The sequence below is a fragment of the Nisaea nitritireducens genome, from assembly GCF_014904795.1.
Taxonomy (GTDB): Bacteria; Pseudomonadota; Alphaproteobacteria; order Thalassobaculales; family Thalassobaculaceae; genus Nisaea; species Nisaea nitritireducens.
This window is the reverse complement of sequence record NZ_JACZFS010000016.1, coordinates 91,077-116,648: the sequence shown is the minus strand read 5'-3', so window position 1 is coordinate 116,648 and position 25,572 is coordinate 91,077. Positions and strand designations below refer to the sequence as shown.

Sequence of the window (25,572 nt, the reverse complement as noted above, 5' to 3'; positions counted from 1 at the left end):
TCTCGATGTTTGCCAGCGTGGTGAAGTTGCCGTCGCCGGTGATGCTGACGGTCTCGCTGCCGGCCGCGGTGATGGTGCCGGAGAACTGGGCGGACTGGGCGGCCGCCATGGTGACGCTGGCGCCGCTGGTGAGGGTCAGATTCTCGAAGCTGGAAACCGTGGCGCCAGCGATATTGGCGCCGGTACCGAGCGAGAGTGTGTCGGTGCCGCCGTTACCGTTCAGGGTTCCGGTGGCGGTCAGGGTGCCGACATTGAGCGTGTCCGCCCCGCTGCTGCCGGTGAGGTTCTGCGCGGCCGCGCCGAGCGCGAAGGTGATCCCGCCGGTGCCGAGTACGTAGGCCTCGATATCGGCGTCACCGGTGGTCGCGGTGTCGCCGCCGGTCGCGGAGAAGGTGATCTGGTTCGTGCCGGTTCCGGCGATGCCGCCGGTGAACCCGTCATGCTGCGCCACCGTCATGGTGACCGAGGCGCCGCTGTCGACGGTCAGGTTTTCGATGTTGCTGATCGTGGCGCCGGAAATGCTGGCGTTGTTGCCGAGCTGCAGCGTGTCATTGACGGTGCCTTCGCCGGTCAGCGTACCGGTGAGGGTAAGACCGCCGGCATTGAAGGTGACGGCGTCTGTGGCCGAATTGGCGGTGACGCTGGTGCCTGCACCGCCGATTGTGATGGTGCGCGTATTGGTGCTGTCGTCGCCGACGGAGTAGGTCTCGATGTTTGCCAGCGTGGTGAAGTTGCCGTCGCCGGTGATGCTGACGGTCTCGCTGCCGGCCGCGGTGATGGTGCCGGAGAACTGGGCCGACTGGGCGGCCGCCATGGTGACGCTGGCGCCGCTGGTGAGGGTCAGATTCTCGAAGCTGGAAACCGTGGCGCCGGCGATGTTGGCACCGGTACCGAGCGAGAGTGTGTCGGTGCCGCCACTGCCGTTCAGGGTGCCGGTGGCGGTGAAGGTGCCGGCATTGACGGTATCCGCGCCACTGCTGCCGGTCACGTTCTGCGCGGCAGTCCCGAGCGTAAAGGTGATGCCGCCGGTGCCGAGCACATAGGTCTCGATGGCCGCGTTTCCGGTCGTGACGGTGTCGCCGCCGGTGGCGGAGAAGGTGACCTGTTCGGTGCCGGCCGCAGTGACGGTCCCGGTGAACCCGTCATGCTGCGCCACCGTCATGGTGACGGAGGCGCCGGTTCCGAATGTCAGGTTCTCGAAATTGCTGACCGTCGCGCTGGCGATGTTGTCGCCATCGTCGAGCACCAGTGTGTCGGAACCGCCGGCGCCGCCGTTCAGAATTCCCGAAAAGCTGTCCATCCCGGCGGTGGACTGAACTGTCTGGTTGCTTCCGGCATTGCCGGTGACGTTCTGGCCACCGGTCCCGATGGTGAAAGTGAACGCGTTGTTGAGATTGTACGTCTCGATATTGCCGGAGCCGGTGATGTTGCCGTCGCCATTGGCGGTACTCAGCGTGATCGCTTCAACGCCAGCCGCGCCATTGATGGTGGAGAAAGCGTCATGCTGGGTCTCGGACATCGTGACTGTGACATTGCTGCCGAGCGTCAGGGTCTCGAAATTCGTGAGCGAGGTCAGCTGCGTCAGGTCCGTCCCGGTCTGGGATATCACCAGCGTATCGGTCCCGCCGCCGCCATCCGCCGTCGAGCCTGTCGTATGCGTCGCGGACGCGATCGTCAGGGTGTCGTTGGTGCTGCCGAAGGTGGAGGCCGGCGTCAGATTAGTGCCATTGGTCGTGTTGAAACCGGCCGCATTCGACGAGGCGGAAACACTGGCGCTCGTGAAAATAATATTATCGAGGCCAACCCGCCAGTTCACTCCTCCAGCATAGGAGACCGTGAAGGACGTGATATTGTTCCAATCAGCTGGATTTAGAGTTGCGACCGAGCCGGCGAGCGCAGCGTCGTTGTCAGCGATTGTAACCGCTGACCCCGTATTGGGAGTGAAGGTATAATTTGCGCTGTTGCTATTGTTTTGGAACTCGCCAATCTGAAACTGCGTAATGTTGACGGCAGAGGCAAAAGTGAGCGTATAGGAAACCGTGTTGGCGATCAGGCCAGCATCGAGGAAACCTGACGACACCCCGGCCATCGGGGTGCTGTCGCTCCGTTCTACATTTATCGTGGTGCCCGACTCGTCGGTCGTCAGGGTGTGAGACGACTCAATCGTCGTTACAATACCAAATGTTGCTTGCGCCAAAACGCCAGGATAGCTGGCCTGAGACTCGGTATCGAACGCGAGCTGACTCAGTGCCGGAAAATCCCAAGCCCCGCCCAACTCCCGGGCGCCGACCATGTGCTCGGACGCCACGATGGAACGGTTCAACAGATCAGAAAGCCCGTCGACAAAGTTGCGTCCCGCCTGACCGTGCGCGACGGAACACCCGTAAAGGACGATCTCCGCGTCTTCAGCCAGCGCATCGCAAATAGCATCGACCAGCTCCGGCCGGGCCGTGATGTCACTTAATCCGACGTTGTGGCCTGAGAGGCGGATGGCCCCGGACTCACCGTGAGACAAAACGTGTAAAGCCGGCACATTGCGGCGACCCAGCATATGGAGCGCAATGGTCGTAAGGGCATCTGCTGTCGATGGAAGATGGACAACATCAAACCCTGGCCGCAGACCGGCAATTAAAGCCTCTTGGAACGGGACTTCTGGATCTACGAAAAGAATCGATTGTTCGGGATTATTATCCATAAAATTATTGTGTATTTTATTAAACTTTGCCGTGACGCGATTTAATCCACTTAAAGTAACCACGGTGGGCTCCATTTCTAAAAACTGATGGCGGGTTCTAGCATGCGAAGATGAATAATGTGTTACTTAAAACGTTGGTAAATAAGGAGTTAAGGGCATTAAAAAATCAGTGATCGGTCGGTATTGATCAGAAGGGATCGCCAAAAACGCGAACTATTGGTTTATATTTACGATGCATGAGACTCTATTTTGGCGCCTCAGCAATTCACCTGAGATTATCTGGGTCGGCATGATGATGTGCATGCGATGCCCACTGTCACCTGTCAGCTTGAAGACGCTTTGTAGGTACCGCGTCTGTTGGGCACCCAACTCAGGTAGCGGAACGCAACAGTGACCACTGCGCTGTCATGATCGTGCACCGCTCCTGGAGTTCCTCTTCGGTCTCGGCCGACCGGTAAGCGCTATCCGCCCAGATATCGGAGGCCGTATTGTCTGCGTCGGGGACGTCATCGAGGGGCTGGTTGTCGTGGGCGGATGCTCCGGTCACCCCTTGGCGCCGGGTCAACTTGTGGCGCTGGTCCACGTTGACGTGCTTCTTGGTTTAGTGGGCGTCGGCGTCCTTCAGGCCCATCAGGAAACCCCATCACGGTCCAAAGACTGGAGACTCTGGTAAGCCTCGGACAGACGATCACATTTTTCGAGGTGCCTTAAATTTTCTTAACGTTTTTTCGAGTAAGAATCCGACGCCCTTCAATGAGGAAATTCTAATGAATAAAAAAATATGCAAAGAACGAAGGCGTTGAAAAAATCTTTTGGAATCACGGCGTAGGCTATGGGCGAAACTTCCCGAAGTTTGATGCAGGAAGCGATGCGGCGGTATGAGGCCGGGTTTAGTGCCAGGGCCGCGCTGATTTGCGGTCGGGTACCGGTTGGAGATCCGAACTACCCCGACGCCCTCAGCCTCCTGGGTAAAATTCGACTTGGGCAAAGACGCCTTCCAGAAGCAATTCGACACTTAAGAGAGGCGCTGCACTATCGGCCCGAAAGTGCGGACGATTGGGTCTTTCTGGGTGCCTTGCTGCAGCAGTTACGGGAACCATCGGGGGCTCGAAATTGCTTTCGGAAAGCAACTCTGATCAACCCCAGTCGGGTCGATGGGGTGTCCGGGCTTTTCAAGGGTAGGCCAGCAGCCGAGCGACGCCCTTACGGAATTCGGAGTTTTATCCTATCGCCGCTGGATCGAACGACCGGAACGGAAACCAGTTTTGCAATCGATCTTTGGCATAGCGGTGAGCTTGGTCATGCCGCGCACCGTTTTCGCCGCCGACTGGTAGACCATCCGACAGACATCGCCGCACTCTTCAATCTCGGTAATGTCATGCGTGACTTAAACCAGATCGATCCAGCCGAACGGCTCTATCTGAGGACGCTCTGTGTTGTGCCTCGAGCAGCCACGCCTCTAAACAACCTTGGTCTGTTGGCTTTTAACCGGAACGATTGGGCACAGGCAGAAGCGCGTTTCCTGGCCGCCAGCCGCTCAGACCCAATGCTAGCGGCCGCATGGTCTAATCGCGCCCGTGCGCTTCAGAAACTCGATAAAGCTGAAGAGGCCCTCGTTCCCTACAAGCGGGGGCTGCTGATCGATCCAATCGATTTGACGGCATGTAGCGAATTGGCAGGCTTGATGGACGCCCCAATTTGGGCGCGGCGCGCTTTGGCAATCAATCCATTAGCGCCGCAGCCTTACAACAGATTGGCCGTCCTCGCGACGCGTTCGCCGGGTCGCAAAGAAGTCCTCAAATGGTTGCGGCGCGGGACTGTCGCGGAGCCTGCTGACGCCGACGCCTGGTTTAATATATCCGTTGAGCTGGGACGTGTGGGCAATGCATCTGATGCAGCTGTGTACGGGCGCCGCGCCGTTTGCGCAAACCCACGGCATGCGTCCGCAAATTTCAATACCGCATTCGCTCTGTTGGCTCTCGAACGTTTTGACGAAGGTTGGGACCTTCACCGTGGGCGCTTCGAAACGAAAGAAGGCACAAAGCTTCGCCGTTTTTTCAAGATTCCCGAATGGACGGAAGGCGATGTCGCTGGACATCATCTCTTGCTGTGGGGTGAACAGGGTATCGGCGATGAAATTCAATTTCTTTCACTTGTCCCGTATTTGCTGGACCGGGGTGTCAAACTGACGATCCTGACGGAACCTCGCTTACGACCTCTTCTCAAGCGCAGTTTCCCCGGCATATCGGTGCCGGATGTTTCGGAGCCTGACGGCGCTGAAGAAAGCCATCACGGCGCGGACTGTCATCTGGCACTCGGTGACCTCCCGCACCGGCTGAAGCTCTTTTGTGGCGGCGACGTAATCCCGAAACCTTGGTTGGTCCCCGACGTAGCCCGATCAGATGAAATAAGGTCCGGGCTACAAGCCCGGCACCCTTCGAAAAAGTTAGTGGGCATCACTTGGCGATCGATTGCACCCCGTACTGGCCCCGCTCGCACTATAGCTCCTGCTTTCTGGCGTGGTTTCGCGTCGGCTGAGAATGTTGCCTTGGTTTCTTTGCAATACGGCGCAACCGAGGACGATATAGCGGCATTCCATCGTGAGGGTGGGCTTGCCATTGATCATAGTCACGGCGTAGAGCCATTTGAGGACCTGGATGGCCTGGCTGCCCTTGTGGCCGCAGTCGATCTGGTGATCTGCCCAGTCAACAATACTGTCCATTTTGCCGGAGCCTTGTCGAAGCCCTGCTGGAATCTATTACCGCCAAATCCCGATTGGCGCTGGGGCCTCTCGCGACCAGATTCTCTTTGGTATCCTCAAACACGTGTTTACCGGCAAAAAGCCGGAGATGAATGGGATACCGTCATGACACAAGTCGTCACAGATCTGAAGGCGTGCGGCCCAGCCGACCTGGTCGGCGTATAAGTGAGTAGGAGTTAGTGATGACCAAAAAACTGCGTCTTGGCGTCCTCGGATGCGGGCGGGTCTCGGCCCGATACCGGGAGGTTTTGGGACAGGAACTGGCACATCGGGTCGAGGTGATCGTGGCAGCAGATCTGGACCTGTCAAAAGCTTCCGCGTTCACTCAAGCCCTTGGCGGGACGCCGGTCGACAGTATCGAGGCTCTGATCATTCATAAGCCCGATCTGGTTTGCGTGATGACCGAATCCGGTAACCACGCTGAACACGCAATGCAATTGATACGAGCCGGCCTCAACGTACTGGTCGAAAAGCCGGTTGCCCTTCGGATAGAAGACGCGCTGGCAATGGAAGACGCCGCGCGCGAGGCGGGTGTGATGTGCGCCGTGGTCAAACAGAACCGCTACAATCCCGCCATGCGCTTTCTGCGACGGTCGATCGACGAGGGGCGCATTGGACGGTTGGTCACCGCCGGTGTCCGTGTCCATTGGTGCCGGACCCAAGACTACTACAATGACCCCTGGCACGGGCGATGGTCGATGGATGGCGGTGTGCTCGCCCAGCAGGCGATCCACCATGTCGATGCGTTGCAGTGGCTGGGCGGTCCTATCGAGGCCGTATGCGCTGCCGGAGACGATATTCTGAACACTTTGGAGGCCGAGGACACAGCGGTCGCTATCGTCAAGTTTGCCTCGGGAGCGCTGGGCACGATCGAGGCAACGACCTCAGCCCGAGATGATGATTTCGAGGCATCTATCCATCTGGTCGGAGAGAAGGCGATGGCCAAGGTCGGCGGTCGTGCTTTGAACCAGCTTGAGATCTGGCGACCGGTCACCACCCAGCCGGGCGATGAGACAGCAACCCAAGATCATTCTCAGGAGGTGCCCAACGGCTATGGCTTTGGCCACGGCCCCCTGCTTGGTGACGTCTTGGATCGTTTGCAGAGAAATGACCGTACGCCGCCCATCGGGGTGTCAGACGCGCTCGGATCTCTGCGGCTTATCCATGCGCTCTACGCCAGCATGGAAACCGGTGGGTGGGTCCGGATGGCCGATATGCCGAGCTCTTCCAAGCTTGGTATCAAGGGGTGAGGGTGCTTCCCGTGCCTGAACGTTCAGCGGTTCCCCTTACGCCAATCCAGAGCCGTTTCGGCGAGGTGGAAATCGAAGGCGTCATGAATGTCGATGCCCGAGGCCGTGTCGTCGATCTGGATGATCTCGGCCCTATCGCCGGTGCGCCGCCCCGCACGGATCAACTCCGAGCGTAAGGCGGAGGCGATACCGGTGTCTTCGCGGAACAGCGGTTTCCGGGTCTGACGCGGCCCGTAGATTGCCATCCAGTCGAAAACGCGTGTCCAGCTACCATCGTCCTCCTGGACCCAGAAATTCTTGTGGGTTTTGTTGGCGACGAAACAACAGTCGATTTCCGGCCGGGTTTTCAAAGTGTTGACCGCGCGGGCAATCCATTCAGGTTCGCGGAAAATATCGGTCGGTTGCAGGAACACCACGATGTCATAGCTGACCCCGTCGAGCGCCTCCGCGCGTTCCAGCGCATCCTTTAGAACCGGTTCCGTCGGGGTCAGGTCCTGCGCCAGTTCGGCTTCCCGCAAGAAAGGCGTCCAGGCTCCCGCAGCCTCGGCCGCTGCTCGGATTTCCTCGTTGTCCGTGGTGACAAGCACCCGGTCGCAGACGCCGCTTTCAATCGCATGAACAACCGAATGCGCGATCAGCGGCATGCCACCGATCATTTTAAGGTTCTTGCCCGGTAGTCCCTTGGAGCCGCCCCGGGCCGGGATGATCGCGATCACGCGAAACTCATTCGGGCCAGAGTTATGAGAGGCGGTCGGCTCTGTCATGTGTCGGTGTCCTTGAGCTGCGGCAGTTTGTCGGCTGTCCCTTTTTGATCAGCCCGTCAGACGGCCGACATGGCGACGCGAACAGCCTCGAGCGTGAGCGTGCCGGGATTGGCCTTGAGCCACGCGATCACCGCTTGGTCCAGGTTCATGCCAAGCCCGTCACGTGTTGCAAAGCCGTGAGAGGCTGCGGCCTTGAGCATTGGGGTCTCGCGGGGCTGATAGATGATGTCGTAGACGGCAGCCCCTTCAGGAAGATACGCGAGCGCCTCTACAGGAACCGGTGACCCTTCGGGTCCGTCTTGGTATCCGACCGTCGTGCAGTTCACCAAGACATCGGTCATGGAAAGAATCTCGTGTGTCAGGGGCATTGCCACGGGATCGGCTCCCAGCCTTCTTGCAGCCTCTTCGGCCACCGAATAGGTCCGGTTCGCAATCCGAAGTCCCGCCGTCCGATCCGCGAGGAACGCGGCAACCGCGATGCCCGCACCGCCAACCCCGATCAAGGTCACGTGTTTAGCTTTCAGCGCCTCCGCACCCCCGACCAAATCCTCGATCTGGCTCAGGGCTCCGGCACCGTCTGTATTGGCGCCGACCAATTGGTTGCCCGCACGATAGATTGCGTTCACAGCCCCGATCTTCTCGGCCTCGGGCTCGATCCGGTCAAGCAGGCTGCCAATGGTTTTCTTGTGGGGCACCGCGACCGCACCTCCCAGATAGCGCGCGTCCGCCTTTAATCCGGCGACCACGGAAGCCAGGTTTTCCGGGCGCACGTCCATCGGATGCATAACAGCGTCGATCCCGGCTGCCTTGAATGCTGCATTCCAGAGCAATGGAGACCGCGCGCCCTTAGACGGACTCAAGCCCAGGATCGCGGAGTAGGACGGGGTCCTGATCTCAACCGGGTTGTCGAGCGCGTCTTGAAAAGCGAGTTCCGCCATGGGTAGCTCCTCACGGGGGCGTTTAGGCGTCGACGGTGCGACCGACCGCCTGCGCCACCGGACGGCAGGCCTTCATAATGTCGTCGAACTGCTCAAGACTGGAGCATTGCAGGGGATCGACGGCGGCGTTTACCGGGTCCGGATGGACCTCGAGCATAAGTCCGTCGGCACCTGCCGCGATCGAGGCCAGCATCATCGATTTTACCCAGGGTTGCCAGAAAGTGGCGTGACTGGGGTCCGACATGATCGGCAGGTGGGTGATTTCCTGAGCCGCCGGAATGACCTGGAGATCCAGCAGGAAGCGCGAGGTGGCGCGGTGGGTGTGGTTGGCGACGATGCCGCGCTCGCACAACAGGATCTTTTGTTGCTGACCCAATCGGTCATGCTCCAGCGCGATATACTCGGCCGCCATCAGCCAATCCCGCAGGCTCGCCCCGTATCCGCGCTTCAGCATGACCGGCATGCCGGTTTTCCCGACCTCGGTCAGGAGAGGATAATTCTGCATGTTGCGGGTGCCGATCTGCAGCATGTCGCAGTTTTGAGCCACAATATCGATTTTCGAGATCTCCATGACCTCGGTGACGATCGGCAATCCGGTCTCTTGCTTTGCAACTTGAAGCCATTTCAGGCCGTCCTCCCGCGGCTCGAAGAATTTTGGCGAGCGATACGGGAATGTCAGCGGCTTGAACGCGCCGCCGCGCAGGAAGTGTGCACCAGCAGCCTTGATACCCTTGGCGGTCTTGACGATCAGCTCTTCGCTCTCAACCGTATTCGGGCCGGCCATCACGGGAACCAGAGCGCCGCCGAATTCGATGCCCGCACATTCGAACTTGGTGCGGTGATCGGCCGACTTCTTGGCGACCAGCGGAATCTTGCCGTCGATATCGTCCTGAGTGATGTCCTTACCGGGGAACTTGTTGTCGACGGTCATATTGGCACCGGCCATTTTAGATGTTTCTTTGCAAACGCTGCGGGTACATATCGTGACAGGCAACGCTCCGCAACGGCTCACCGGACAGGATAAGCACCGATGTCACGCTGGGATAGGCTTTTGGGGTTTCTATAATGGAACATAGGCCTATGTGTTTTAAGCCGAAGTCTTGGCGCCCTGCGTCCGAGACCATTTCTGATGTTCTGACTTGGCATCGTTTATATCGAATTGCGAACCGGATTTTGTGAGCGAGCCCATACCAGAGATTGGGACAAAGCCGCCGCTGCATTCGAGGTTGAACCCGGGCGCGTGAGCACCCGGGTCCGGTTAAGTCCGGTGTGTTAAAGGCCGTTGACCATCAGCCAGGCGAGTCCTGCGCAGATCGCTAGTACCCGGCCGATGCCCCAGTGCCATCGCAGCAACATCAGACCGCTCAGAGCGGCCAGTACCGCTACGCGCCAGTCAAATGTTGCAAGCTCGGGTTGCCAGAGCGTGAACGGGCCGATTTCCTGCCGTGTAACTGTTCCGAACATCACATGCAGGCCGAACCAGAGCGACAGGTTCAGGATCACGCCGACCACCGCTGCGGTAATGGCCGAAAGCGCGCCTTTGAGGCGTGGCTGGGCCGAAATCCAGTCGATATAGGGCGCGCCGGCGAAGATCCAGAGGAAGCAGGGAACGAACGTGACCCACAGCGTCAGGGCAGCGCCGGCAATCCCGAGCATGATGCCGCCATCCCGATAGGCGGCGAGGAAACCGACGAACTCCGTCACCAGGATGAGCGGTCCGGGGGTGGTTTCGGCCAAACCGAGGCCATCCATCATCTCACCCGCGTTGAGCCAGCCGAAGGCGCCGACCACGTCTTGGGCCATATAGGCCAGCACGGCATAGGCGCCGCCGAAAGTAACGACCGCGAGCTTTGAGAAGAACAGCCCGAGGTCGGTCAGGACCGGAAACCCGGAGAGCTGGGCGATAAGCAGTACCGGAAGCCACCAGATAACGAGCCAGACGGTAACCGTCAGCATGGTTCCGCCGAATGAGCGACCAATCGGCTCGGCCGCTGTACCCGACGCTGATACCGTGCTGCTTGTCGCCCAGCCCCAGAGGGCTGCGGCGCCAACGATGAGCGGGTAGGGCAGATCGAGGATGAAGATCCCTGCGAAGGCCAAACCGGCAACGATCCAGTCACCGCGCCCGCGCAGCGCCCGTTTCGAGACCCGCAGCAAAGCTTCGACGACGATCAGAAGGACCGCCGATTTTACCCCGAGGAACAGGCTGTCGATCAGCGGTACCTGACCGAACAGGGCATAAATCGCCGCCAGGGCGAGGATCAGTATGGCCCCCGGTATGACGAAAAGCAGGCCGCCAATCAGGCCGCCGGCGATGCCGCGAAGACGCCAGCCGGCATAGGTGGCAATCTGCATGGCCTCGGGGCCCGGCAGCAGCATGCAGAAGCTCAGGGCGTTCAGATACTGCTGCTCGGTGAGCCATTTCAGCTCTTCCACCAGCAGCCGGTGCATCAGGGCAATCTGCGCGGCCGGACCGCCGAAGGAGAGCAGGCCGATTTTCAGGAAGACCTGGAACAGGGTGCCGAGCGACGGGGCATTGCGCCCCGCCGCAACAGTTTCGGTAAATGTATCGGTCATTGCTTCAGGCCTTCACTTTGGCCGTCGGCCAATCATGCCCTTCATCGACCGCGTCCCGGCACCACCGGTAGAACGCATCGTAAAGCAACATGCCGGCCTCGACCTGACGCAGATCGTCCCGGTACATGCGCGACAGGCCAAGCGACGCAGCAAGCAGTCCGGCTGCCTGCGGCGCCAGATCGTGGCGATCGGTATCCGCAGCGCGAACGATAGTTGCCAGCAGTTTCAGCGGTTCCGTTTCGAGGCCGAATTCCGAGACCATCGTGTCGAAGCTGCACTCTTTGCCGCGATGGCTCCAGAACACACCTTCGACATCGAAGGGAGTCGCTCCGAACCTGTCGGCGACGTCCATTACTTCGGCCGGCGAAACGAAAAGAAAACGTGCCGAGGGATCGACGAAGCGGCGAATAAGCCAGGGGCAGGCAAGCCGGTCGACCTTCGGGCGATGGCGCGTGACCCAGAGAGTCTCACCGGTTTTCCTGCGTGGCGGTATGGACGCTGCCGGGACCGCTGGTTGTCCGGCCTCGTGCCAGGCTACAACACCGCCGTCCAGGCTTTCGGCGGCAATTCCGTTGGTTCGGAGAAGGGCTGCTGCCCCCTGGCCGAGCTTATGGCCCTTCCGGCAGACGACGACCACCCTCTGGTCCTGAAGCCGGGGCACCAGCGATTCAATGTCGTTAAACGGATGCCTGAATGATCCAGGTATCAGACGCGGATCGGCGTTGAAATCGTCATCGACGCACACATCGACGATGACCGGTGCTTCTGGCGTGCCGATAAGACGGGCGAGTTGGGAAACTGTAATGATGTCTGGTGACGGCATGGCGCGTCCTCCCAAAATGCGGGTTCAAAGGACGCGAAACTTGGGCTGTCGCCTCACGAGGCGCTCGCGAGCCCCATGCGATGAAAATGCGAGAAGGGCCCACAGCTGTCAAGGATGTGCTGGTCAGTTAACGCGAGCATTGTCTCCTTCGGTCTCGTCAATCTTGACCCTGATGCTCGGCGTATCCGGAGGGTTTTGACAGCCGTTCGAAAGATGAGTGACGGAGGTGATTGTTCTGCAATTTCTATGGATCAGAACAATCCAAGAAGTGATTCCGGCCTCTGGTTCGCTATCGACAGGGTCTGTGTCGAGAGCTGCGTCTGGACCTGCATGGATGTCAGCCGAGCCGCTTCGCGCGACATGTTGGCGTCGACGATGTTCCCGAGACCTTCTTTGTAGGAATCTATCAAGCCCTCGGCCTGATTACGCGTGGCGATGAGTTGTTTGGCCTTACTGCCAAAATATCCAAGGGTTTGGCCAATAATGGTTTCGGCAGTTTCGATTTGCGCGACCGATGACTGGACACTAGACAGGTCAACGGGCCTCAATCCGATATCCTCTGCAAGCATCGACTTACTGTAGATTTCGGTGGTGTTTCCTTTGGTGTCGACAAGTGCGGAAAACGCCTCACCGGTGTCGTTTGCGGATGGCGTGTAGGTGAATTCGTAGAACACATTGCCAAGGCCGCTCGTGTTGATGGTGAAGTCGTTTCCATCTTCGGCCGAGTAGTTGAAGCTCAGCGAGCCGTTGACTCCGCCTCCGTTAAAACCGTGTGTGACGGAGTCCATGGTCGAGCCGCCATAAATCAACGAGATCGTGCTGCCGGCACCTGCGTAATTGTAGGAGACATTCACGATCCCCTCAAAATCGGGAAGCGCGTGAGTCCGGGTCGGCGCGCCTGAACTGGTGACGAAATGGCTGGCGCCCGCGTCTGGCGGATCGGGGATTGGCGTCCCATTAGTATTGATCAGGTTTGTGTCATTGAAACTGGCCTGGTTGGCCATTTGATCGATCTGATCGAGTAGCGCGTTGTAGTCGTTTAGCAATATCTGCTGCTGAGCGCCCGTTGCATTGTGATATTCGATTACCTTTTTCTTCGCGTCAGCGACAATGTCGGAGATGGATTCTGCTCCGGCGATCGCGACATTCACAGTGCCAATCGAGTTGTTGAGGCTTTGCTGAACCGCCTGCCACGACCTGATTTCAGTTCGTATTCCTTGGGAAATGGCGAAGTTCGATGCATCGTCGACAGCGCCGGTAACCTTCAGGCCGGTTGAAACACGGTTCTGGACCGTGTCCATGGCTCTTGATGTGTTCCCGAAACTGCGTAGCGCGGTGAAGCTCGACGGATTCGTCAGAGCTGAATTCTGTATCGTCATTCCGCATGCCTTTCTGGCGCATTCCAAGCGTTTTGCTTGAAAAATTTGGCGAAAATAATAGTTAATAACGTATTAAATTTACGTGGAATTTTATCTAATGCAACTAAGGTTTTTCGAAAAACGGAATTGAGTTTTCTAAAATTAAAAAATTACCTAAATATAATAAGGAATCACGGAACGGGGACGTCGGGTGCGGCCGTTCTAGAAGTTAGAATATTGTTATTACGGGTAAATTTTTGCCTTTAAGAGGCTCTTCTCGTCGATCTCGATCCCGAGGCCCGGCGCATCCGGTACAGTCAGATAGCCGTCTTTGGGCGTAGTGGCCGATCCGCTGATGCAGCGGATGATCGACTCGTGTCCTTCATGATGTTCCATCGCTCCATGCTCCAGAGAGCCCGCCATCAGGTGCAGGTTGACGAAATCCCAGCCACCGGCGGGGCAGACCTCCCGGTTGTGGCGGGCAGCGAGGCGGAGGACGTCGAGAGCTTTGCTGAAGCCGCCGGCGAAAACGGCGTTCGGCTGGATGACGGAGACGCCGCCCTGCCGGATCAGTTGCTCGAACCGGTAGTCCGATTGCTCCATCTGGCCGGCGCCGACGGGGCAGTCAATTTCGCCGGTCAGCTCCGCCAGTTGTCGCGGGTCGTTGTCACGCAAGGGCTCTTCCAGCCAAGTAAGGCGGGCGTCCGAAACGGCATAGGCAAAGTTGCGGGCTGTGGCGAGATCGAACCCGCAATTGGCGTCGGCGATGAGATCGGCGTCCGGGCCGATTGCCTCGCGGACGGCGAGGATGCGTTCCGCATCTTCCTGCCAGTGACGGTCCTTGGCGGCGATGACGATCTTTACACCGGCGGCACCGGTCTTGATGGCGCGGGCGGTGGTTGCCTGCAGGGCTTCAATATCGAGATGGGGCAGGCCGCAGGTGACATGCACGGGGACGCGGCTGCGCTTGCCGCCGAGTAGTGCGGCTATGCTTTTGCCGTCAGCCTTGGCCTGGATGTCCGTCAAGGCGATTTCCAGGGCTGAAAAGGCGGAGACGACCACGCCGGTCATGGCGCGGGGATTGAAACGCCGCTCGATAGCCGCCATGAGATCCGGCGCGAGCGGATCTTCTCCCGTGACGGCCTCGGCGACTGCGTGGTTCAGGAAATGTGCGACCTCGGCTGCAAGGAAGCGTCCCGTAAAGCCGTTACCGGTGTTGCCATCATCGGTATCGACACGGCAGCGCACGAAGACCGGACCGTCGGTGCCGGCATAGGTCGCCTTGTTTTCCTGCTCGCCCGCCGCGCGCGGGCGGTGGACGCTTGCCTGTATCCGGGTAATGCGCATCTGGGGTCTCTGGGTCTGAAATGCAGCGGGGCGGCCCGAAGCCGCCCCGTGAAGATAATGTCTAGTTCTGGGCTGCGTTAGCAGCTTTGCGTTCTTGCCGCTTGGTTCTGAACAGAGTGACCAGGGGCCAGATCATCGAGGCTAGGGTCAGGACCAGGAAGGTCACCACAATCGGCCGCTCAAGGAAATGGAACCAGTTGTGGTCGAAGATGATCAGGGACTGCTTCAGGCTGTTCTCCACAAGTTCGCCAAGGATCAACCCCATGATGATCGGGGCCGCGGAGAAGCCGTAGCGCTTCAGCACAAAGCCGAACAGACCGGCCAGCACCATGATCCAGACATCCATGATCGACTGGTCCATGGCATAGGCACCGATGGACGCGAGCACGAACACGGCAGGCCAGAGGAACTCGGTCGGGATCAGGGTAACGCGGGCGAACAGCTTGGCGCCGAGGAAGCCAAAGGCGGCGAAGGCAAAGTTCGCGATCAGCATCGACAGGAAGATGGCGTAAAGCAGGGTCGGTGTCTCGGTGAAGAGATGCGGTCCGGGCCGCAGGCCATGCGCCAGCAGCGCGCCGAGGATGATCGCCGTCGTGGCGCTGCCGGGGATGCCGAGCGCCAGGGTCGGTACCATGGCAGCCCCGGTCGCGGCGTTATTGGCTGCTTCCGGGCCGGCAATGCCGCGGAGATCGCCCTTACCGAATTGGCTCTTGTCCTTGGCCCAGCGCTTTGCCTCGTTGTAGCCGATCATGGCTGCAACGGTGCCGCCCTCGGCCGGAAGCAGGCCGATGAAGGACCCGATACCGCAGGATCGGCAAATCGTGCCGAAGCAGCGCTTGAAATCGGCCCAGCCGGGCAGCTTCACCGCATCGAAGATGGCGCGCACCCGGCCTTCCTTGAGCTTCGAAGCTTGCGTCAGGAACTCACAGCCGGCGAACAAGCCGATCATCACAGGGATGAAGTGAATGCCTTCTGACAGCTCCCAGTAGCCGAAGGTGAAGCGGTCGACACCCGTGGTGAAATCCATGCCGATAGTGGCGAGCAGGACACCAAAGGCGCCGCCGATCAGGTTCTTCAAGGCCGATTCACCGCTGATCGTCGCCAGCATGGAAAGGCCGAAAAGAGATAGGGCGAAGTATTCGGGAGGGCCAAAATTATAGGCGACACGAGAGAGCAGGGGCGCGGCTACGATGAGGACGACGACGCTGAAGATCCCGCCGATCACGCTGCTGACCGCCGCCATGCCAAGGGCCATCCCGGCCTTGCCGTTCTGGGCCAGGGGATAGCCGTCGAAAGCCGTTGCGGCTGCAGGCGGCGCGCCTGGCGCATTGACGAGGATCGCTGTGATCGATCCACCGAATGTTCCGGCGCAATAGAGAGCACTCAACAGGGAGATCGCCGGGATCGGGTCCATGGTCAGGGTGAACGGCAGCAGAAGTGCCGTTGCCATGGTGGAGCTCAGGCCTGGCATGGCGCCGACCAGAACGCCGCCTATGGTCCCGATCAGGATAACCGCGATCAGGTAGGGGTCAGAAAAGGCCGCAAGGGCGGTGAGGAACGCATCCATCAGTTCGAACCAATCTGAACGCTAGAAACCGAGAATGCCGGTATCGAAATGCACGCCGAGTCCGAGGACGAACAGCATGTAAATCGCTCCGGGGAAAAGCACTGCAAACGGAATGACCGCGTGCCAGCGCCGCTCGCCCCAGATCACGGGCATGAAGAAACAGAACAGCGCCATCGCAAGGATGAAGCCGAGGGCCTCGAAGGCGACCACGAAAGCAAGCATCATGGAGGCGGTCATGGCGACCATTGCCGGCACCGACTTGCCCGGGCGTGAATCCTTGCGGAACGAGATCACCATGAGGGCGACCGCGAGGACGGCAATCACCGAGATCACCAGGCGAGGGAACGTCGCTGGCTGCACGTTTTGGGCGACAGCGGCCGGAGCGTCGGCGAAGCTGAGAGTAATCCAGTAGGCGACCGCGCAAAGGACCACGGTACAGAAACCGATGACCATATCACGCGGAAACCGGGCTGCTGGTGCAGCCCGGTCAACGGAGGGTTTGCTTGACATTTTGTCCTCAGAGCATACCGAGTTCGGTGAGAGCCGTCGTGCTCTCGTCATAGATCCGACGGATGTGCGCGGTCCATTTTTCGGCACCGATCACACTGGCTTTCGGCATGCCGCCGGAAGCCAGGTAACCCTGGTAGACGCCATGCTCCATCGCTTTGACGAGGCCGTCGCCGAGCACATCGATGCGGTCCTGCGGCACACCGGAGAGGCAGGCGAAACCACGGACCGTGGAGGCCAGTGCGTCGACGCCGGAATCGCGGGCGGTCTTGACGCCGTTAAGGGCGGCAATCGGCTCTTCGGAGAGGCTGACGACCGGGCGGAATTCACCGGCGCTGTACTGGGACTCGCCTTCTGCATAGTTCAGAAGGGCCACGTCGATGTTGCCGGAGACCAGGTTCGTCACGATGTCCCCGCCACCTTTGAACGGGACGATGGTGTACGGCATGTTGCCGCAAGCCTTGGCGAAGTTGTGGATGCCGACATGGTCAGCGCCACCGGCGAAGGTGGTGCCCCACTTCAGGCCGCCTTTCTTGGCGGCGGCGGCGGCCATCAGATCGTCGAGGGTCTTGATCTTGCTGTTCGAGCCCACGGTGACGATCTGCGGATCGTCGGTGGCGCGTGCCAGGCCGACCATTTCCTCGATTTTGATCGGCACTTTCTTCTGAATGATCTGGAAGATGTGCGACTGCGTGATGGTCATGAAGGTGTAGCCGTCACGGGGGCGCGACTTTGTGTACATCAGCGCGGCCGAACCGCTGCCGCCGCGCTTGTTCACAACGACCAGGTCCTGTTTGAACACCTTGCGGGCCCGCAGCATCATCATGCGGGTGGTGATGTCGGTGCCGCCGCCCGGACCAGCATGGGTCACGACGTTCAGGGTCTCGGCCGGGAATTCTTCAGCGAAGGCCTGATTGCCAAAGGAGGCGACCGATGCACCGGCAGCGCCTGCCAGTGCTGCGGATTTCAGGAAATCACGGCGATTGAAGAAAGCTGAATTGGACATAAAATTCCTCCATTGTCCTAACTCGTAGAAAAGGCGCACCAGGATTACCCCCGCGAGGGAGTTCCGTTGATGATGCGTAGGCGATTGTCCGTCCGGTTCTTTTAGTGGCCGGCCAGATTGGTTTTCTGAGGGTCCGTCTTGGAGAGCCCAGACGGTTCTTCGGTCAATGTGCCAAGGAAGCGATTGCATCCTCGTTCGATATGAATGCGTCCGGCTTCGCGAGCGGCGTCGGGATCGCCGCCGACTATGCCGGCAAGAATTGTTTCGTGCTCTTTCACGGACTCCGCGATGTTCGGAACGTTTGACAAACCGCGGCGCCGGAACAGGTGCATTTCCTTCACGACGCTGTGGTAGACGTCGATGGCGCGCTGGTTGTGCGAGTGGTTAATGATAGCGGTATGAAAGTCGACATTAAGCCGGTAGTAGGCTTCCTTGTCGTCGCAGGCGAGGGCCGCCCGCATCGCGCTCATATTGTCACGCAATAGCGTCACGGTCTCATTATCGTGCCGCCGGGCGACTTCCTGACACGCCAGGGCGAAAAGAGCGCCGCGCAGGGCATAGAGATTCTTGACCTCATCGAGGCCGATTGTCCGCGCTATGGCGCCTTTGTTGGGGAGAATTTCCACCAGCCCGGATTGTGCCAGACTGCGCAGGGCTTCCCTGACGGGCCCCCGGCTTACACCGAGCTCTTCCGCAATCAGTGCTTCCCCTATCCGTGCGCCCGCGGCGATTTCGCCGGTCAGCACGCGCCTCTCGATCTCACGTTCAACGTGAGTTGTCAGAGTCGCGTATTCGCGAGCGTGGAAGGGTTTATTTTGCATTGCCATCTTTTTTATAAGCGTTTCCTCGTTGTGTCGACTGTAAATAGTAGAAATGCAGATTGTCAACAATCAACAAACTACATATTGTCAGGGAGTTACCAAATTCGCTGCGACAATCATCGCGATGCCCTGTAAACAGGGCTCCAAGCTATTGAGAAACCGGAGGAAAGTGTTCAAAAATGGGCATTTCTCATGCCAGTACGGTACTGAACAAATACAAGGTTCTTGATCTTACACGGGTGCGCTCGGGTCCAACTTGCGTTCGGCAATTGGCTGACTGGGGCGCCGACGTGATCAAGATCGAGATGCCGGCGACGGATAATGCCGGGCAACTTGGCGGACCGCGCGAAGGCGCCGATTTCCAGAACCTTCATCGCAACAAGCGCAGTCTGACCCTTAACCTTAAGGACAAGCGCGGGCTTGAGGTTTTCCGAAAACTCGCCCGTGAGGTCGATGTCATCGTCGAGAATTTCCGTCCGGACGTTAAAAACCGGCTGGGCATCGATTACGAGACGCTGTCCAAGGACAATCCGGGACTGGTCTATGCATCGATATCAGGATTTGGCCAGGACGGACCGTTGGCCAAGCGCCCGGGTTTCGACCAGATCGCGCAGGGCATGGGCGGCCTGATGTCCATTACCGGCAAGCCCGGCGAAGGACCGATGCGGGTCGGTATTCCGATTGCGGACCTTACTGCGGGTATTTTCTGCTCCCAGGCTATCCTGCTGGCCCTGCTCGAGCGCGAGCAGTCCGGTAAGGGGCAGTGGGTGCAGACCTCGCTCCTGCAGGCCCAGGTCTTCATGCTGGATTTCCAGGCGGCGCGCTGGCTGGTCGACGGCGACGTGCCGAAACAGGCTGGAAACAATCACCCGACCAGCATCCCCACTGGGGTCTTCAAGACGTCCGACGGCTACATGAACATCGCCGTTGCCGGACAGGCCATCTGGGAAAAGTTCTGCGCTGCCATGGGCAAACCGGAATGGAACGAGAATCCGGACTACGCGACAGGAACAGCCCGGTCCGATAACCGGGACGCCCTGAACGCAGAGATCGAGGCGGAGACTCTCAAGGACACCATGAGCAACTGGATCGAGCGGCTGAATGCCGCCGGTGTGCCTTGTGGTGAGATTAATGATATCCAGCAGGTCTTCGAAAGCCCGCAGGTGGCGCATTTGGGGCTTGCCCAGCCGGTCAAGTCGCACGAGCGTGGCGATACCCATCTGGTCGGCCAGCCGATTACCATGAGCCGGACGCCGTCGACCATTGCTTCCCCGCCGCCGATGGCGGGTGAGCACAATGAAGAGGTGCTGACGGATCTCGGCTTTACCGCTGATGACATCGAAACACTGAAACGCGACGGCGTCATCTAAGCGCCTGAATTATCCAAGGGCCTGAATTATCCAAGGGAAAGAGACACCATGACTGACAAGATTCTCACCAGCCAGGACGGCGCGATCGCCCGGATCGTTTTCAACCAGCCGGAAAAACGCAATGCCGTGTCGCTGGAAATGTGGGAAGCGGTTGAAGCCGCGCTCGACCGGTATTCGGCCGATGACAGCGTCCGCATCCTGATCCTGTCCGGCGCGGGCGGGAAAGCCTTCGTTTCGGGCGCCGATATCTCCAAGTTCGAATCCGAACGCGCCAGCGCTGACGGTGTTGCCCGCTACAATGCGACCACCGCGCGGGTCTATGACAAGGTCGCCGGTTTTCCGAAGCCGGTCATCGCGCAGATCAACGGCTTTTGTGTCGGCGGCGGTGTTGCGCTCGCGGTCTGCTGCGATCTCAGGATCTGCGGTGAAAGCTCCAAGTTCGCGATCCCGGCCGCCAAGCTCGGTCTCGGATACGGCTATCCGGGGATTTCCCGCCTGTCCGCGCTTGTCGGGCCGAGCTTCGCCAAGGAAATCTTCTTCACCGCCGGCCGCTTCGAGGCTGAGGATGCCCGTATCATGGGCCTCGTGAACCGGGTGGTGCCGGACGATCAGGTGGAACAGTTCTGCCTCGATTATGCGAAGACGATCTCCGAGAACGCTCCGATGACTGTTAATTCGGTGAAGTTCATCGCCAATCAGACGGTGGCGCCGGAAAGTGAGCGGGACTTGAAGAAGTGTGACGAACTGGTCACCGCCTGCTTCGCCAGCGAAGACTATATCGAAGGCCGCCGCGCCTTCATGGAAAAGCGTAAGCCTGAATTCAAGAACCGCTAAATCAAGAGACGTGCGGACGCGGCTTTGCTGCGTCCGCATTTTTTATGCCGGACGCTCATGGCCGGTGGATGATGGTAAAACTTTCTGAAATCCATTCTTAAACCGGCTGCTCAGGATGCTAGGTTTTCTCCAACAGAGGGAGAAAGCAGTAATGTCACACGATAAAATCATACGCACCGATGGAAACGTGTCCCGCAGCGGCGCGGTTAATGCGGAAAGCTATGATGAATGGGCCAGTGATTATGACCGGGAGCTTGCCAGCTGGGGTTACGACGCGCCGGAGCAGGCGGCCGGGCTGCTAAAAGGGCATCTTCCCGGTTTCGAGAGCGCGGCAATTCTCGATTGCGGATGCGGAACCGGTTTGACCGGCGCGGCGCTCAGGGCCGCTGGCTCTCGTGGCGACTTGACGGGGTTGGATGCGTCTGAAGCCAGTCTCGAAACTGCGAAGCTGAAGAAAGTCTACGACCGTCTGGAATATGCGGACCTCAACAAGCGACTCCCGCTTGATGACACGTCCGTGGATGGCATCCTTTGTATCGGTGTTCTGACCTATCTTGAGGAAGCGGCCATCTTCAAGGAATGGCTGAGAGTGCTCCGTGCTGGCGGCGTCGCGGTGTTCACCAGCAGGGACGATTTCTGGCAGTCACGCGGCATCGCCGAGATGCTGAACCGGCTTGAGCTCGAAGGCCGCTGGGAGGCGCTGCATGTCTCTCAGCCGATGCCTTACCTGCCGGGTAACCCCGATTTTGCGGACAAGGTTAAGGCCATCTACGCCGTTTACAGAAAGCTCTGATCCGGAGGCATGGTTGCGCGCGTCCTACTGGTTGGGACGGGTCAATTCTCGTCGTCGTAATTGTAGATATAAGGCAGGAACAGGCGCGCAATCGACGGATGGTTGAGGGCGAGGTCGCGTATGTCGGTCTCGCCCGGATAGGTTTCGAGATGCAGGCCGACCTGGCTGGCATCGACGACATTGATCTTCAGGCCGGAAACCTCATCACCGATCGCGAGCAGGGCTTCGCCACGAAACTCGACCGGAGCCTCTGCTATGAACAGAAAGCCGATCAAAGAGACGTTGACGATCTCGCCCTTGGCGATTGTGCCGTCAGGAAGCGTTAGCTCGGCGGAAACATGGAATGCCACGCGATCAAATGCGCGGCGTTCCTGATCCGTCATGTCGCGCATCCAGCCGGTCCTGTTGTAGCTCTCGTTCAACTCGTCACTCATGTGTGGCCCCAGGCGATTGACCGGACCGAGTTGTCCGGTTCGTTCTCTGATAGCCCAACTTTAATGTTAACGGAATGGGCTGCGACGACATTCTTCGCAACTATGCGTCATCCTGAACCATTGAATGGGCCCGAGAAAGAGACCAGTCTTAGTCTGTATCTTCAGGAGGAAGCTGAATCATGCATCTCAAATCTCCCATGCTGAGGTTTCTGTTCGGTCACGGGGTGATCGGTGGCGGGGCCGGTATCGCGATTGCTGTCAGTCTGCTGGCGTTCGATGTCGCCGGGCTGGCGAGCCTGAGCATGAAGTCAGAGCCGACGTGGCTTGGCCCGTTCCTGCTCTGCTTTTCCTTCTTTGCTTCCTTCAGCGCGCTGGCCATGGGCGCGGCGGTCATGAGCTTTGGCGGCGAAGGGAACGATGGGGATGACGATGGCACGATCGTTCGGCACCGGATCGTCCCTGGTACGCAAAACCCGGATTCCGGACATGCCGAAAGAGCCGTGATCAGGGTTCGAAAATAGGCTTAGTCTCTAACGCGGCAAGGCTGCCTCAACCGCTTTGATAAGTTTTGCGGAAGAGGGTGCTGTCGTCGATGCGAACCAGTCGATGGCTTTTCCGTCCGGTGCGATCAGGATCTTGTAGAAGTTCCAGCGCGGCTTGGAGAGTGTTCCCAGTTCTTTCGCTGCCCAGCGATAGAACGGATGCGCTTGGTCGCCTGAGACGACCTGCTTTTCCGTCATCGGGAAGTCCACGGCGAAATTGACCGCGCAGAATTCCTTTATCTCGGCCGCCGTCCCGGGTTCCTGTGATCCGAAATCGTTGGAAGGTACGCCAAGCACCACCAGGCCTCGTTCCTTGTACCGCTCCCAAAGGGTCTGCAGGCCTTCGTATTGTTTGGTGAAGCCGCAGAACGACGCCGTATTCACGACCAGAACGGCTTGTCCGGCATACTCCTTCATGGAGAGCGGATCGCCCTCTATCGAGACGAAAGAGAAATCGTGAGCGTTGGCTGCTCGGGCCTGTCCGGCGGGCATCAGGAGTAGTCCGATAAGGATGGCGCTTGCGAGGCGTGCGGCGCGGAAATACATGACCGTGATCTCCAATCCTTCTCTATACGCAGCTGACGTCGTTCCGGATGATCCCTGCGGCGGATCATGTCGAGAGCAGCAGGAAGAAGATTCCGGCAATCACCAGGCCGATCCCGGCGAGCTCCAGCGGGCTGCTCTTCTCCTTGAAGAAGAGATAGGAGGCCGCGAAGGTGAAAACGAGTTCGATCTGGCCGAGGGCGCGCACATAGGCTGCATTCTGGATGGTCATGGCGGTGAACCAGCAAGCCGAGGCGGCCATACCGCTGAGCCCGACGATACCGGCAACTTTCCAGTTTCGCAGCGCTGCCGTGATCTGGCCCGGATCCCGGATCCGCATATAGCTCGCCATGGCGACGGTCTGCATGATGGTGACGCAGGCAAGGGTGAAACCGGCCTGGATGAGAAAACCCTCGCCGCCGAGGGACAGGGAAGCCGCACGGTAAGATACGGCCGAGATGCCGAAACAGGCGCCGGAGGCGAGACCGATCATGGCCGTTCGGCTGGTCAGGGACCGGACGATGCCGGAAATCCCGGTGGCCTGCTTGGCGGCGGAGATGGCCAGTACCCCGATGAAGCTGATCATGATGGCGACCATTGCGCCGGCGGTCAGCGGGTCGCCCAGAATAACGATGCCGAAGACCGCGGCCTGTACCGTCTCGGTCTTGGAGTAGGTGGTTCCGACGGCAAAATTCCGGAAAGCAAACAGGTAGACGAGCAGGGCTGTCGCGGCAATCTGCGTCGCCCCGCCGACTGCCGCGTAGATCCAGAAGACCGGCTGCGGCTCGGGCATGGTGAGGCCGATGCCGTCATGCAGGAACCAGACATAGAGCCAGGCCGGCAGGATGGCATAGAAGAAGCGGATAAAGGTCGCCCCGGACGTGCTGAGCTTCGAAGTCAGATGCTTCTGCAGCGCGGAGCGTAGGTTCTGGCAGAAGGCCGCAGCGATGGTGATCGGAATCCAGAGTTCGATCATTAAATATACCTAAATTCAGATGGTTGTGTGTCTTTGTTAAAGTGATGAGCGGCGAATGTGGCAATCCGTTCGCTTGAGGATATCCGGCTGCAGGCTGAGGCCGTGCCCGGCGCCTTCCGGTGCCGTGATCTCGCCTCTGGTGACCGGGGGAAGCTGAGTGACGAGATCACCATACCAGCCGTAATAGAAGGCGCGCACCATTTCCTGGATAAAGCAGTTATGCGTGTTGAGGGCCAAGTGGGTGGATGCGGCGAGCACAACCGGCCCGGTGCAGTCGTGGAAGGCGACCGGAACGTGCCAGGCGTCGGCCATGGCCGCCATCTTGCGCGCTTCGGAGACACCGCCGCCCCAGGCGATATCGGTGATGATCAGGCTGAGTGATTCCATTTCCAGCAATTGCCGGTAATCAGCGCGGCCGCCGCGCGTCTCGCCGACGGCAATGGGCGCGGCGGTGGCGCGGGCGACTTCATCCAGACTGGAGAGATTGTCCATGAAGACCGGGTCCTCGACCCAGAGCGGGTCGATAGCTTCCAGGGCGCGGCTGATCTTGATCGCTGTTGGCCGATCCCACATGGAATGCAACTCGGCCATGATATCCATGCGCTCGCCATGTGCCTCGCGGATCTTCTCGAAAGGCGCCATAGCGGTCGCCAGATCACGGGGGCTGATATGATGGCCCCGGCTGGCTTCGGCGGCATAGTCGAACGGCCAGATCTTCATCGCCGTGATGCCCATTTCCAGCAGGCTGGTGGCAAGCTCGTCGGCGTGGTTCAGGAAGGCATCGAGATCTTCATAGCCGCCGCGGTTGGCGTCGAGGCCGAAATTATCGGTGCCCTGGGTCGGCCGGTTCTGCACATAGCGGGTGCCGGCGCAGGTATTGTAGACGCGGATACTGTCCCGCACCGCACCGCCGAGCGCCTGGTGTAGCGGCATGTCTTTTGACTTAGCGAACAGATCCCAGAGCGCGATATCGACGGCGGAGCGGCCGCGCATTTCCGCACCGGCTCCGCTGAAACCGACATAGCCGGTCAGGTCGCGTTGATGCTGTTCGATCCGGTGCGGATCCTTGCCGAGCAGATAGGGGGCGATGATGTCGTGAATATGAGCTTCGGCGGCTCCAGGCCCATAGAAGGTCTCGCCGAGGCCGTCCGAACCATCGTCGGCGATGAGGCGAACCCAGAGCAGGTTTGGAAATTCCTCGATCCGGATGGTTTCGATTGTCGAGACTTTCGCGCCCATTCTTCCCCTCCACTTTCGTCACCGGTCTTTGCCGTTTTTTCGATTGTGGAGCGAAGCAGGAGAGAGCACCAGCCGGTGGTCGGAAAAAGGCGCGCTTTCTTAAAGCACCAATCCAATCCCGGTCTTGATCAATCCGATGACCGAGTTGATCGCATCGACGCGCATGTTCTGGGCTGCCGTTGCGTCTTTTGCCGCTTTGATCTTGGCATCCATTTCCGCAATTGCTGGCGTTTCGATGGTGGCCATCTTTTCCGCAATATCGGATAGCGACATCCCGTCGATCTCGTTCTTCAGATTATTGATTTTGACGGAGGTCAAGGTGCGGTCCGGCTCTTCAAGGGTGCCGGCGGCGCTTTCCAGCGCGGCGATCTTCTGGTTCAGTTCATCGCGGGTCATACGGAAAATCCTTCCGGAATAATGCGGGTGG

23 protein-coding genes and 1 pseudogene are annotated in these 25,572 nt (G+C 59.2%); 6 read left to right on the top strand and 18 right to left on the bottom strand.

Annotation, left to right across the window (positions count from 1 at the left end):
• On the bottom strand, nt 1–2,695 hold a 2,695-nt coding region (locus IG629_RS06215), incomplete at its 3' end, for a DUF4347 domain-containing protein (protein ID WP_193171103.1).
• 370 nt (nt 2,696–3,065) lie between these two features.
• Nucleotides 3,066–3,281, bottom strand: a pseudogene (locus tag IG629_RS06210) (hypothetical protein); the annotation flags it as partial.
• A 246-nt stretch (nt 3,282–3,527) separates the two neighbouring features.
• Between IG629_RS06210 and IG629_RS06205 the strand changes: the two are divergent.
• Together IG629_RS06205 and IG629_RS06200 are read left to right on the top strand one after the other, a co-directional pair.
• Nucleotides 3,528–5,621, top strand: a complete 2,094-nt coding sequence (locus IG629_RS06205) for a tetratricopeptide repeat protein (protein WP_193171101.1) — start codon at nt 3,528–3,530, stop codon at nt 5,619–5,621.
• A gap of 17 nt (nt 5,622–5,638) precedes the next feature.
• Complete coding sequence (locus IG629_RS06200; protein ID WP_193171100.1) at nt 5,639–6,706, top strand: Gfo/Idh/MocA family protein; 1,068 nt, start codon at nt 5,639–5,641, stop codon at nt 6,704–6,706.
• A gap of 23 nt (nt 6,707–6,729) precedes the next feature.
• Here IG629_RS06200 and IG629_RS06195 read toward each other — a convergent pair whose 3' ends face one another.
• From IG629_RS06195 to IG629_RS06145, 11 genes are all read right to left on the bottom strand, one after another.
• Nucleotides 6,730–7,470: an acylneuraminate cytidylyltransferase family protein gene (locus IG629_RS06195; protein WP_193171099.1), complete on the bottom strand. Its 741-nt coding sequence runs from the start codon at nt 7,468–7,470 to the stop codon at nt 6,730–6,732.
• A gap of 56 nt (nt 7,471–7,526) precedes the next feature.
• Nucleotides 7,527–8,408, bottom strand: a complete 882-nt coding sequence (locus IG629_RS06190) for a shikimate dehydrogenase family protein (protein WP_193171098.1) — start codon at nt 8,406–8,408, stop codon at nt 7,527–7,529.
• Between the two features lie 22 nt (nt 8,409–8,430).
• Nucleotides 8,431–9,354, bottom strand: coding sequence for a 3-deoxy-7-phosphoheptulonate synthase (locus IG629_RS06185; RefSeq protein WP_193171097.1), 924 nt, complete (start codon nt 9,352–9,354; stop codon nt 8,431–8,433).
• A gap of 326 nt (nt 9,355–9,680) precedes the next feature.
• Nucleotides 9,681–10,985 (bottom strand): chromate efflux transporter, encoded by a 1,305-nt coding sequence (gene chrA, locus IG629_RS06180; protein ID WP_193171096.1) that lies wholly within the window; start codon nt 10,983–10,985, stop codon nt 9,681–9,683.
• Nucleotides 10,986–10,989: 4 nt separating this feature from the next.
• Entirely contained in the window at nt 10,990–11,808 is an 819-nt protein-coding gene (locus IG629_RS06175) for a chromate resistance protein ChrB domain-containing protein (protein ID WP_193171095.1), read from the bottom strand.
• Nucleotides 11,809–12,059: 251 nt separating this feature from the next.
• Nucleotides 12,060–13,109, bottom strand: a complete 1,050-nt coding sequence (locus IG629_RS06170) for a flagellin (protein WP_226886495.1) — start codon at nt 13,107–13,109, stop codon at nt 12,060–12,062.
• 300 nt (nt 13,110–13,409) lie between these two features.
• Nucleotides 13,410–14,513, bottom strand: coding sequence for a mandelate racemase/muconate lactonizing enzyme family protein (locus IG629_RS06165; RefSeq protein WP_193171094.1), 1,104 nt, complete (start codon nt 14,511–14,513; stop codon nt 13,410–13,412).
• A gap of 61 nt (nt 14,514–14,574) precedes the next feature.
• On the bottom strand, nt 14,575–16,080 hold the full coding sequence (locus tag IG629_RS06160; protein WP_193171093.1) for a tripartite tricarboxylate transporter permease: 1,506 nt from the start codon (nt 16,078–16,080) through the stop codon (nt 14,575–14,577).
• A gap of 21 nt (nt 16,081–16,101) precedes the next feature.
• Entirely contained in the window at nt 16,102–16,590 is a 489-nt protein-coding gene (locus IG629_RS06155) for a tripartite tricarboxylate transporter TctB family protein (protein ID WP_193171092.1), read from the bottom strand.
• Nucleotides 16,591–16,597: 7 nt separating this feature from the next.
• Complete coding sequence (locus tag IG629_RS06150; protein ID WP_193171091.1) at nt 16,598–17,593, bottom strand: Bug family tripartite tricarboxylate transporter substrate binding protein; 996 nt, start codon at nt 17,591–17,593, stop codon at nt 16,598–16,600.
• Nucleotides 17,594–17,694: 101 nt separating this feature from the next.
• Complete coding sequence (locus tag IG629_RS06145; RefSeq protein WP_193171090.1) at nt 17,695–18,420, bottom strand: GntR family transcriptional regulator; 726 nt, start codon at nt 18,418–18,420, stop codon at nt 17,695–17,697.
• Nucleotides 18,421–18,593: 173 nt separating this feature from the next.
• On the opposite strand from IG629_RS06145, the gene IG629_RS06140 reads away from it, so the two are divergent.
• The 3 genes from IG629_RS06140 to IG629_RS06130 all read left to right on the top strand — a co-directional run bounded on the left by IG629_RS06140 (nt 18,594) and on the right by IG629_RS06130 (nt 21,411).
• A complete protein-coding gene (locus IG629_RS06140) occupies nt 18,594–19,784 on the top strand; it encodes a CaiB/BaiF CoA transferase family protein (RefSeq protein WP_193171089.1) in 1,191 nt (396 codons plus the stop codon).
• A gap of 48 nt (nt 19,785–19,832) precedes the next feature.
• A complete protein-coding gene (locus IG629_RS06135; RefSeq protein ID WP_193171088.1) occupies nt 19,833–20,618 on the top strand; it encodes an enoyl-CoA hydratase in 786 nt (261 codons plus the stop codon).
• Between the two features lie 151 nt (nt 20,619–20,769).
• A complete protein-coding gene (locus IG629_RS06130; RefSeq protein ID WP_193171087.1) occupies nt 20,770–21,411 on the top strand; it encodes a class I SAM-dependent DNA methyltransferase in 642 nt (213 codons plus the stop codon).
• Between the two features lie 41 nt (nt 21,412–21,452).
• Here the strand turns inward: IG629_RS06130 and IG629_RS06125 are convergent, their stop codons facing one another.
• A complete protein-coding gene (locus IG629_RS06125) occupies nt 21,453–21,845 on the bottom strand; it encodes a PilZ domain-containing protein (RefSeq protein ID WP_193171086.1) in 393 nt (130 codons plus the stop codon).
• 179 nt (nt 21,846–22,024) lie between these two features.
• Between IG629_RS06125 and IG629_RS06120 the strand changes: the two genes are divergently transcribed.
• Complete coding sequence (locus tag IG629_RS06120) at nt 22,025–22,366, top strand: hypothetical protein (protein WP_193171085.1); 342 nt, start codon at nt 22,025–22,027, stop codon at nt 22,364–22,366.
• A gap of 9 nt (nt 22,367–22,375) precedes the next feature.
• Here the strand turns inward: IG629_RS06120 and IG629_RS06115 are convergent, their stop codons facing one another.
• From IG629_RS06115 to IG629_RS06100, 4 genes are all read right to left on the bottom strand, one after another.
• Nucleotides 22,376–22,933: a glutathione peroxidase gene (locus IG629_RS06115; protein ID WP_193171084.1), complete on the bottom strand. Its 558-nt coding sequence runs from the start codon at nt 22,931–22,933 to the stop codon at nt 22,376–22,378.
• 64 nt (nt 22,934–22,997) lie between these two features.
• Nucleotides 22,998–23,906, bottom strand: coding sequence for a DMT family transporter (locus IG629_RS06110; protein WP_226886494.1), 909 nt, complete (start codon nt 23,904–23,906; stop codon nt 22,998–23,000).
• Nucleotides 23,907–23,942: 36 nt separating this feature from the next.
• Nucleotides 23,943–25,145 (bottom strand): mandelate racemase/muconate lactonizing enzyme family protein, encoded by a 1,203-nt coding sequence (locus IG629_RS06105; RefSeq protein ID WP_193171083.1) that lies wholly within the window; start codon nt 25,143–25,145, stop codon nt 23,943–23,945.
• A gap of 99 nt (nt 25,146–25,244) precedes the next feature.
• On the bottom strand, nt 25,245–25,541 hold the full coding sequence (locus IG629_RS06100) for a hypothetical protein (RefSeq protein ID WP_193171082.1): 297 nt from the start codon (nt 25,539–25,541) through the stop codon (nt 25,245–25,247).
• Nucleotides 25,542–25,572 lie beyond the last annotated feature (31 nt).

What these genes read in the sequence shown, in the direction of transcription:
- IG629_RS06205 (WP_193171101.1), top strand. Translation starts at nt 3,528, where the DNA reads ATGGGCGAAACTTCCCGAAGTTTGATGCAGGAAGCGATGCGGCGGTAT.
- IG629_RS06200 (WP_193171100.1), top strand. Translation starts at nt 5,639, where the DNA reads ATGACCAAAAAACTGCGTCTTGGCGTCCTCGGATGCGGGCGGGTCTCG.
- IG629_RS06195 (WP_193171099.1), bottom strand. Translation starts at nt 7,470, where the DNA reads ATGACAGAGCCGACCGCCTCTCATAACTCTGGCCCGAATGAGTTTCGC.
- IG629_RS06190 (WP_193171098.1), bottom strand. Translation starts at nt 8,408, where the DNA reads ATGGCGGAACTCGCTTTTCAAGACGCGCTCGACAACCCGGTTGAGATC.
- IG629_RS06185 (WP_193171097.1), bottom strand. Translation starts at nt 9,354, where the DNA reads ATGGCCGGTGCCAATATGACCGTCGACAACAAGTTCCCCGGTAAGGAC.
- chrA (WP_193171096.1), bottom strand. Translation starts at nt 10,985, where the DNA reads ATGACCGATACATTTACCGAAACTGTTGCGGCGGGGCGCAATGCCCCG.
- IG629_RS06175 (WP_193171095.1), bottom strand. Translation starts at nt 11,808, where the DNA reads ATGCCGTCACCAGACATCATTACAGTTTCCCAACTCGCCCGTCTTATC.
- IG629_RS06170 (WP_226886495.1), bottom strand. Translation starts at nt 13,109, where the DNA reads ATGGACACGGTCCAGAACCGTGTTTCAACCGGCCTGAAGGTTACCGGC.
- IG629_RS06165 (WP_193171094.1), bottom strand. Translation starts at nt 14,513, where the DNA reads ATGCGCATTACCCGGATACAGGCAAGCGTCCACCGCCCGCGCGCGGCG.
- IG629_RS06160 (WP_193171093.1), bottom strand. Translation starts at nt 16,080, where the DNA reads ATGGATGCGTTCCTCACCGCCCTTGCGGCCTTTTCTGACCCCTACCTG.
- IG629_RS06155 (WP_193171092.1), bottom strand. Translation starts at nt 16,590, where the DNA reads ATGTCAAGCAAACCCTCCGTTGACCGGGCTGCACCAGCAGCCCGGTTT.
- IG629_RS06150 (WP_193171091.1), bottom strand. Translation starts at nt 17,593, where the DNA reads ATGTCCAATTCAGCTTTCTTCAATCGCCGTGATTTCCTGAAATCCGCA.
- IG629_RS06145 (WP_193171090.1), bottom strand. Translation starts at nt 18,420, where the DNA reads ATGGCAATGCAAAATAAACCCTTCCACGCTCGCGAATACGCGACTCTG.
- IG629_RS06140 (WP_193171089.1), top strand. Translation starts at nt 18,594, where the DNA reads ATGGGCATTTCTCATGCCAGTACGGTACTGAACAAATACAAGGTTCTT.
- IG629_RS06135 (WP_193171088.1), top strand. Translation starts at nt 19,833, where the DNA reads ATGACTGACAAGATTCTCACCAGCCAGGACGGCGCGATCGCCCGGATC.
- IG629_RS06130 (WP_193171087.1), top strand. Translation starts at nt 20,770, where the DNA reads ATGTCACACGATAAAATCATACGCACCGATGGAAACGTGTCCCGCAGC.
- IG629_RS06125 (WP_193171086.1), bottom strand. Translation starts at nt 21,845, where the DNA reads ATGAGTGACGAGTTGAACGAGAGCTACAACAGGACCGGCTGGATGCGC.
- IG629_RS06120 (WP_193171085.1), top strand. Translation starts at nt 22,025, where the DNA reads ATGCATCTCAAATCTCCCATGCTGAGGTTTCTGTTCGGTCACGGGGTG.
- IG629_RS06115 (WP_193171084.1), bottom strand. Translation starts at nt 22,933, where the DNA reads ATGTATTTCCGCGCCGCACGCCTCGCAAGCGCCATCCTTATCGGACTA.
- IG629_RS06110 (WP_226886494.1), bottom strand. Translation starts at nt 23,906, where the DNA reads ATGATCGAACTCTGGATTCCGATCACCATCGCTGCGGCCTTCTGCCAG.
- IG629_RS06105 (WP_193171083.1), bottom strand. Translation starts at nt 25,145, where the DNA reads ATGGGCGCGAAAGTCTCGACAATCGAAACCATCCGGATCGAGGAATTT.
- IG629_RS06100 (WP_193171082.1), bottom strand. Translation starts at nt 25,541, where the DNA reads ATGACCCGCGATGAACTGAACCAGAAGATCGCCGCGCTGGAAAGCGCC.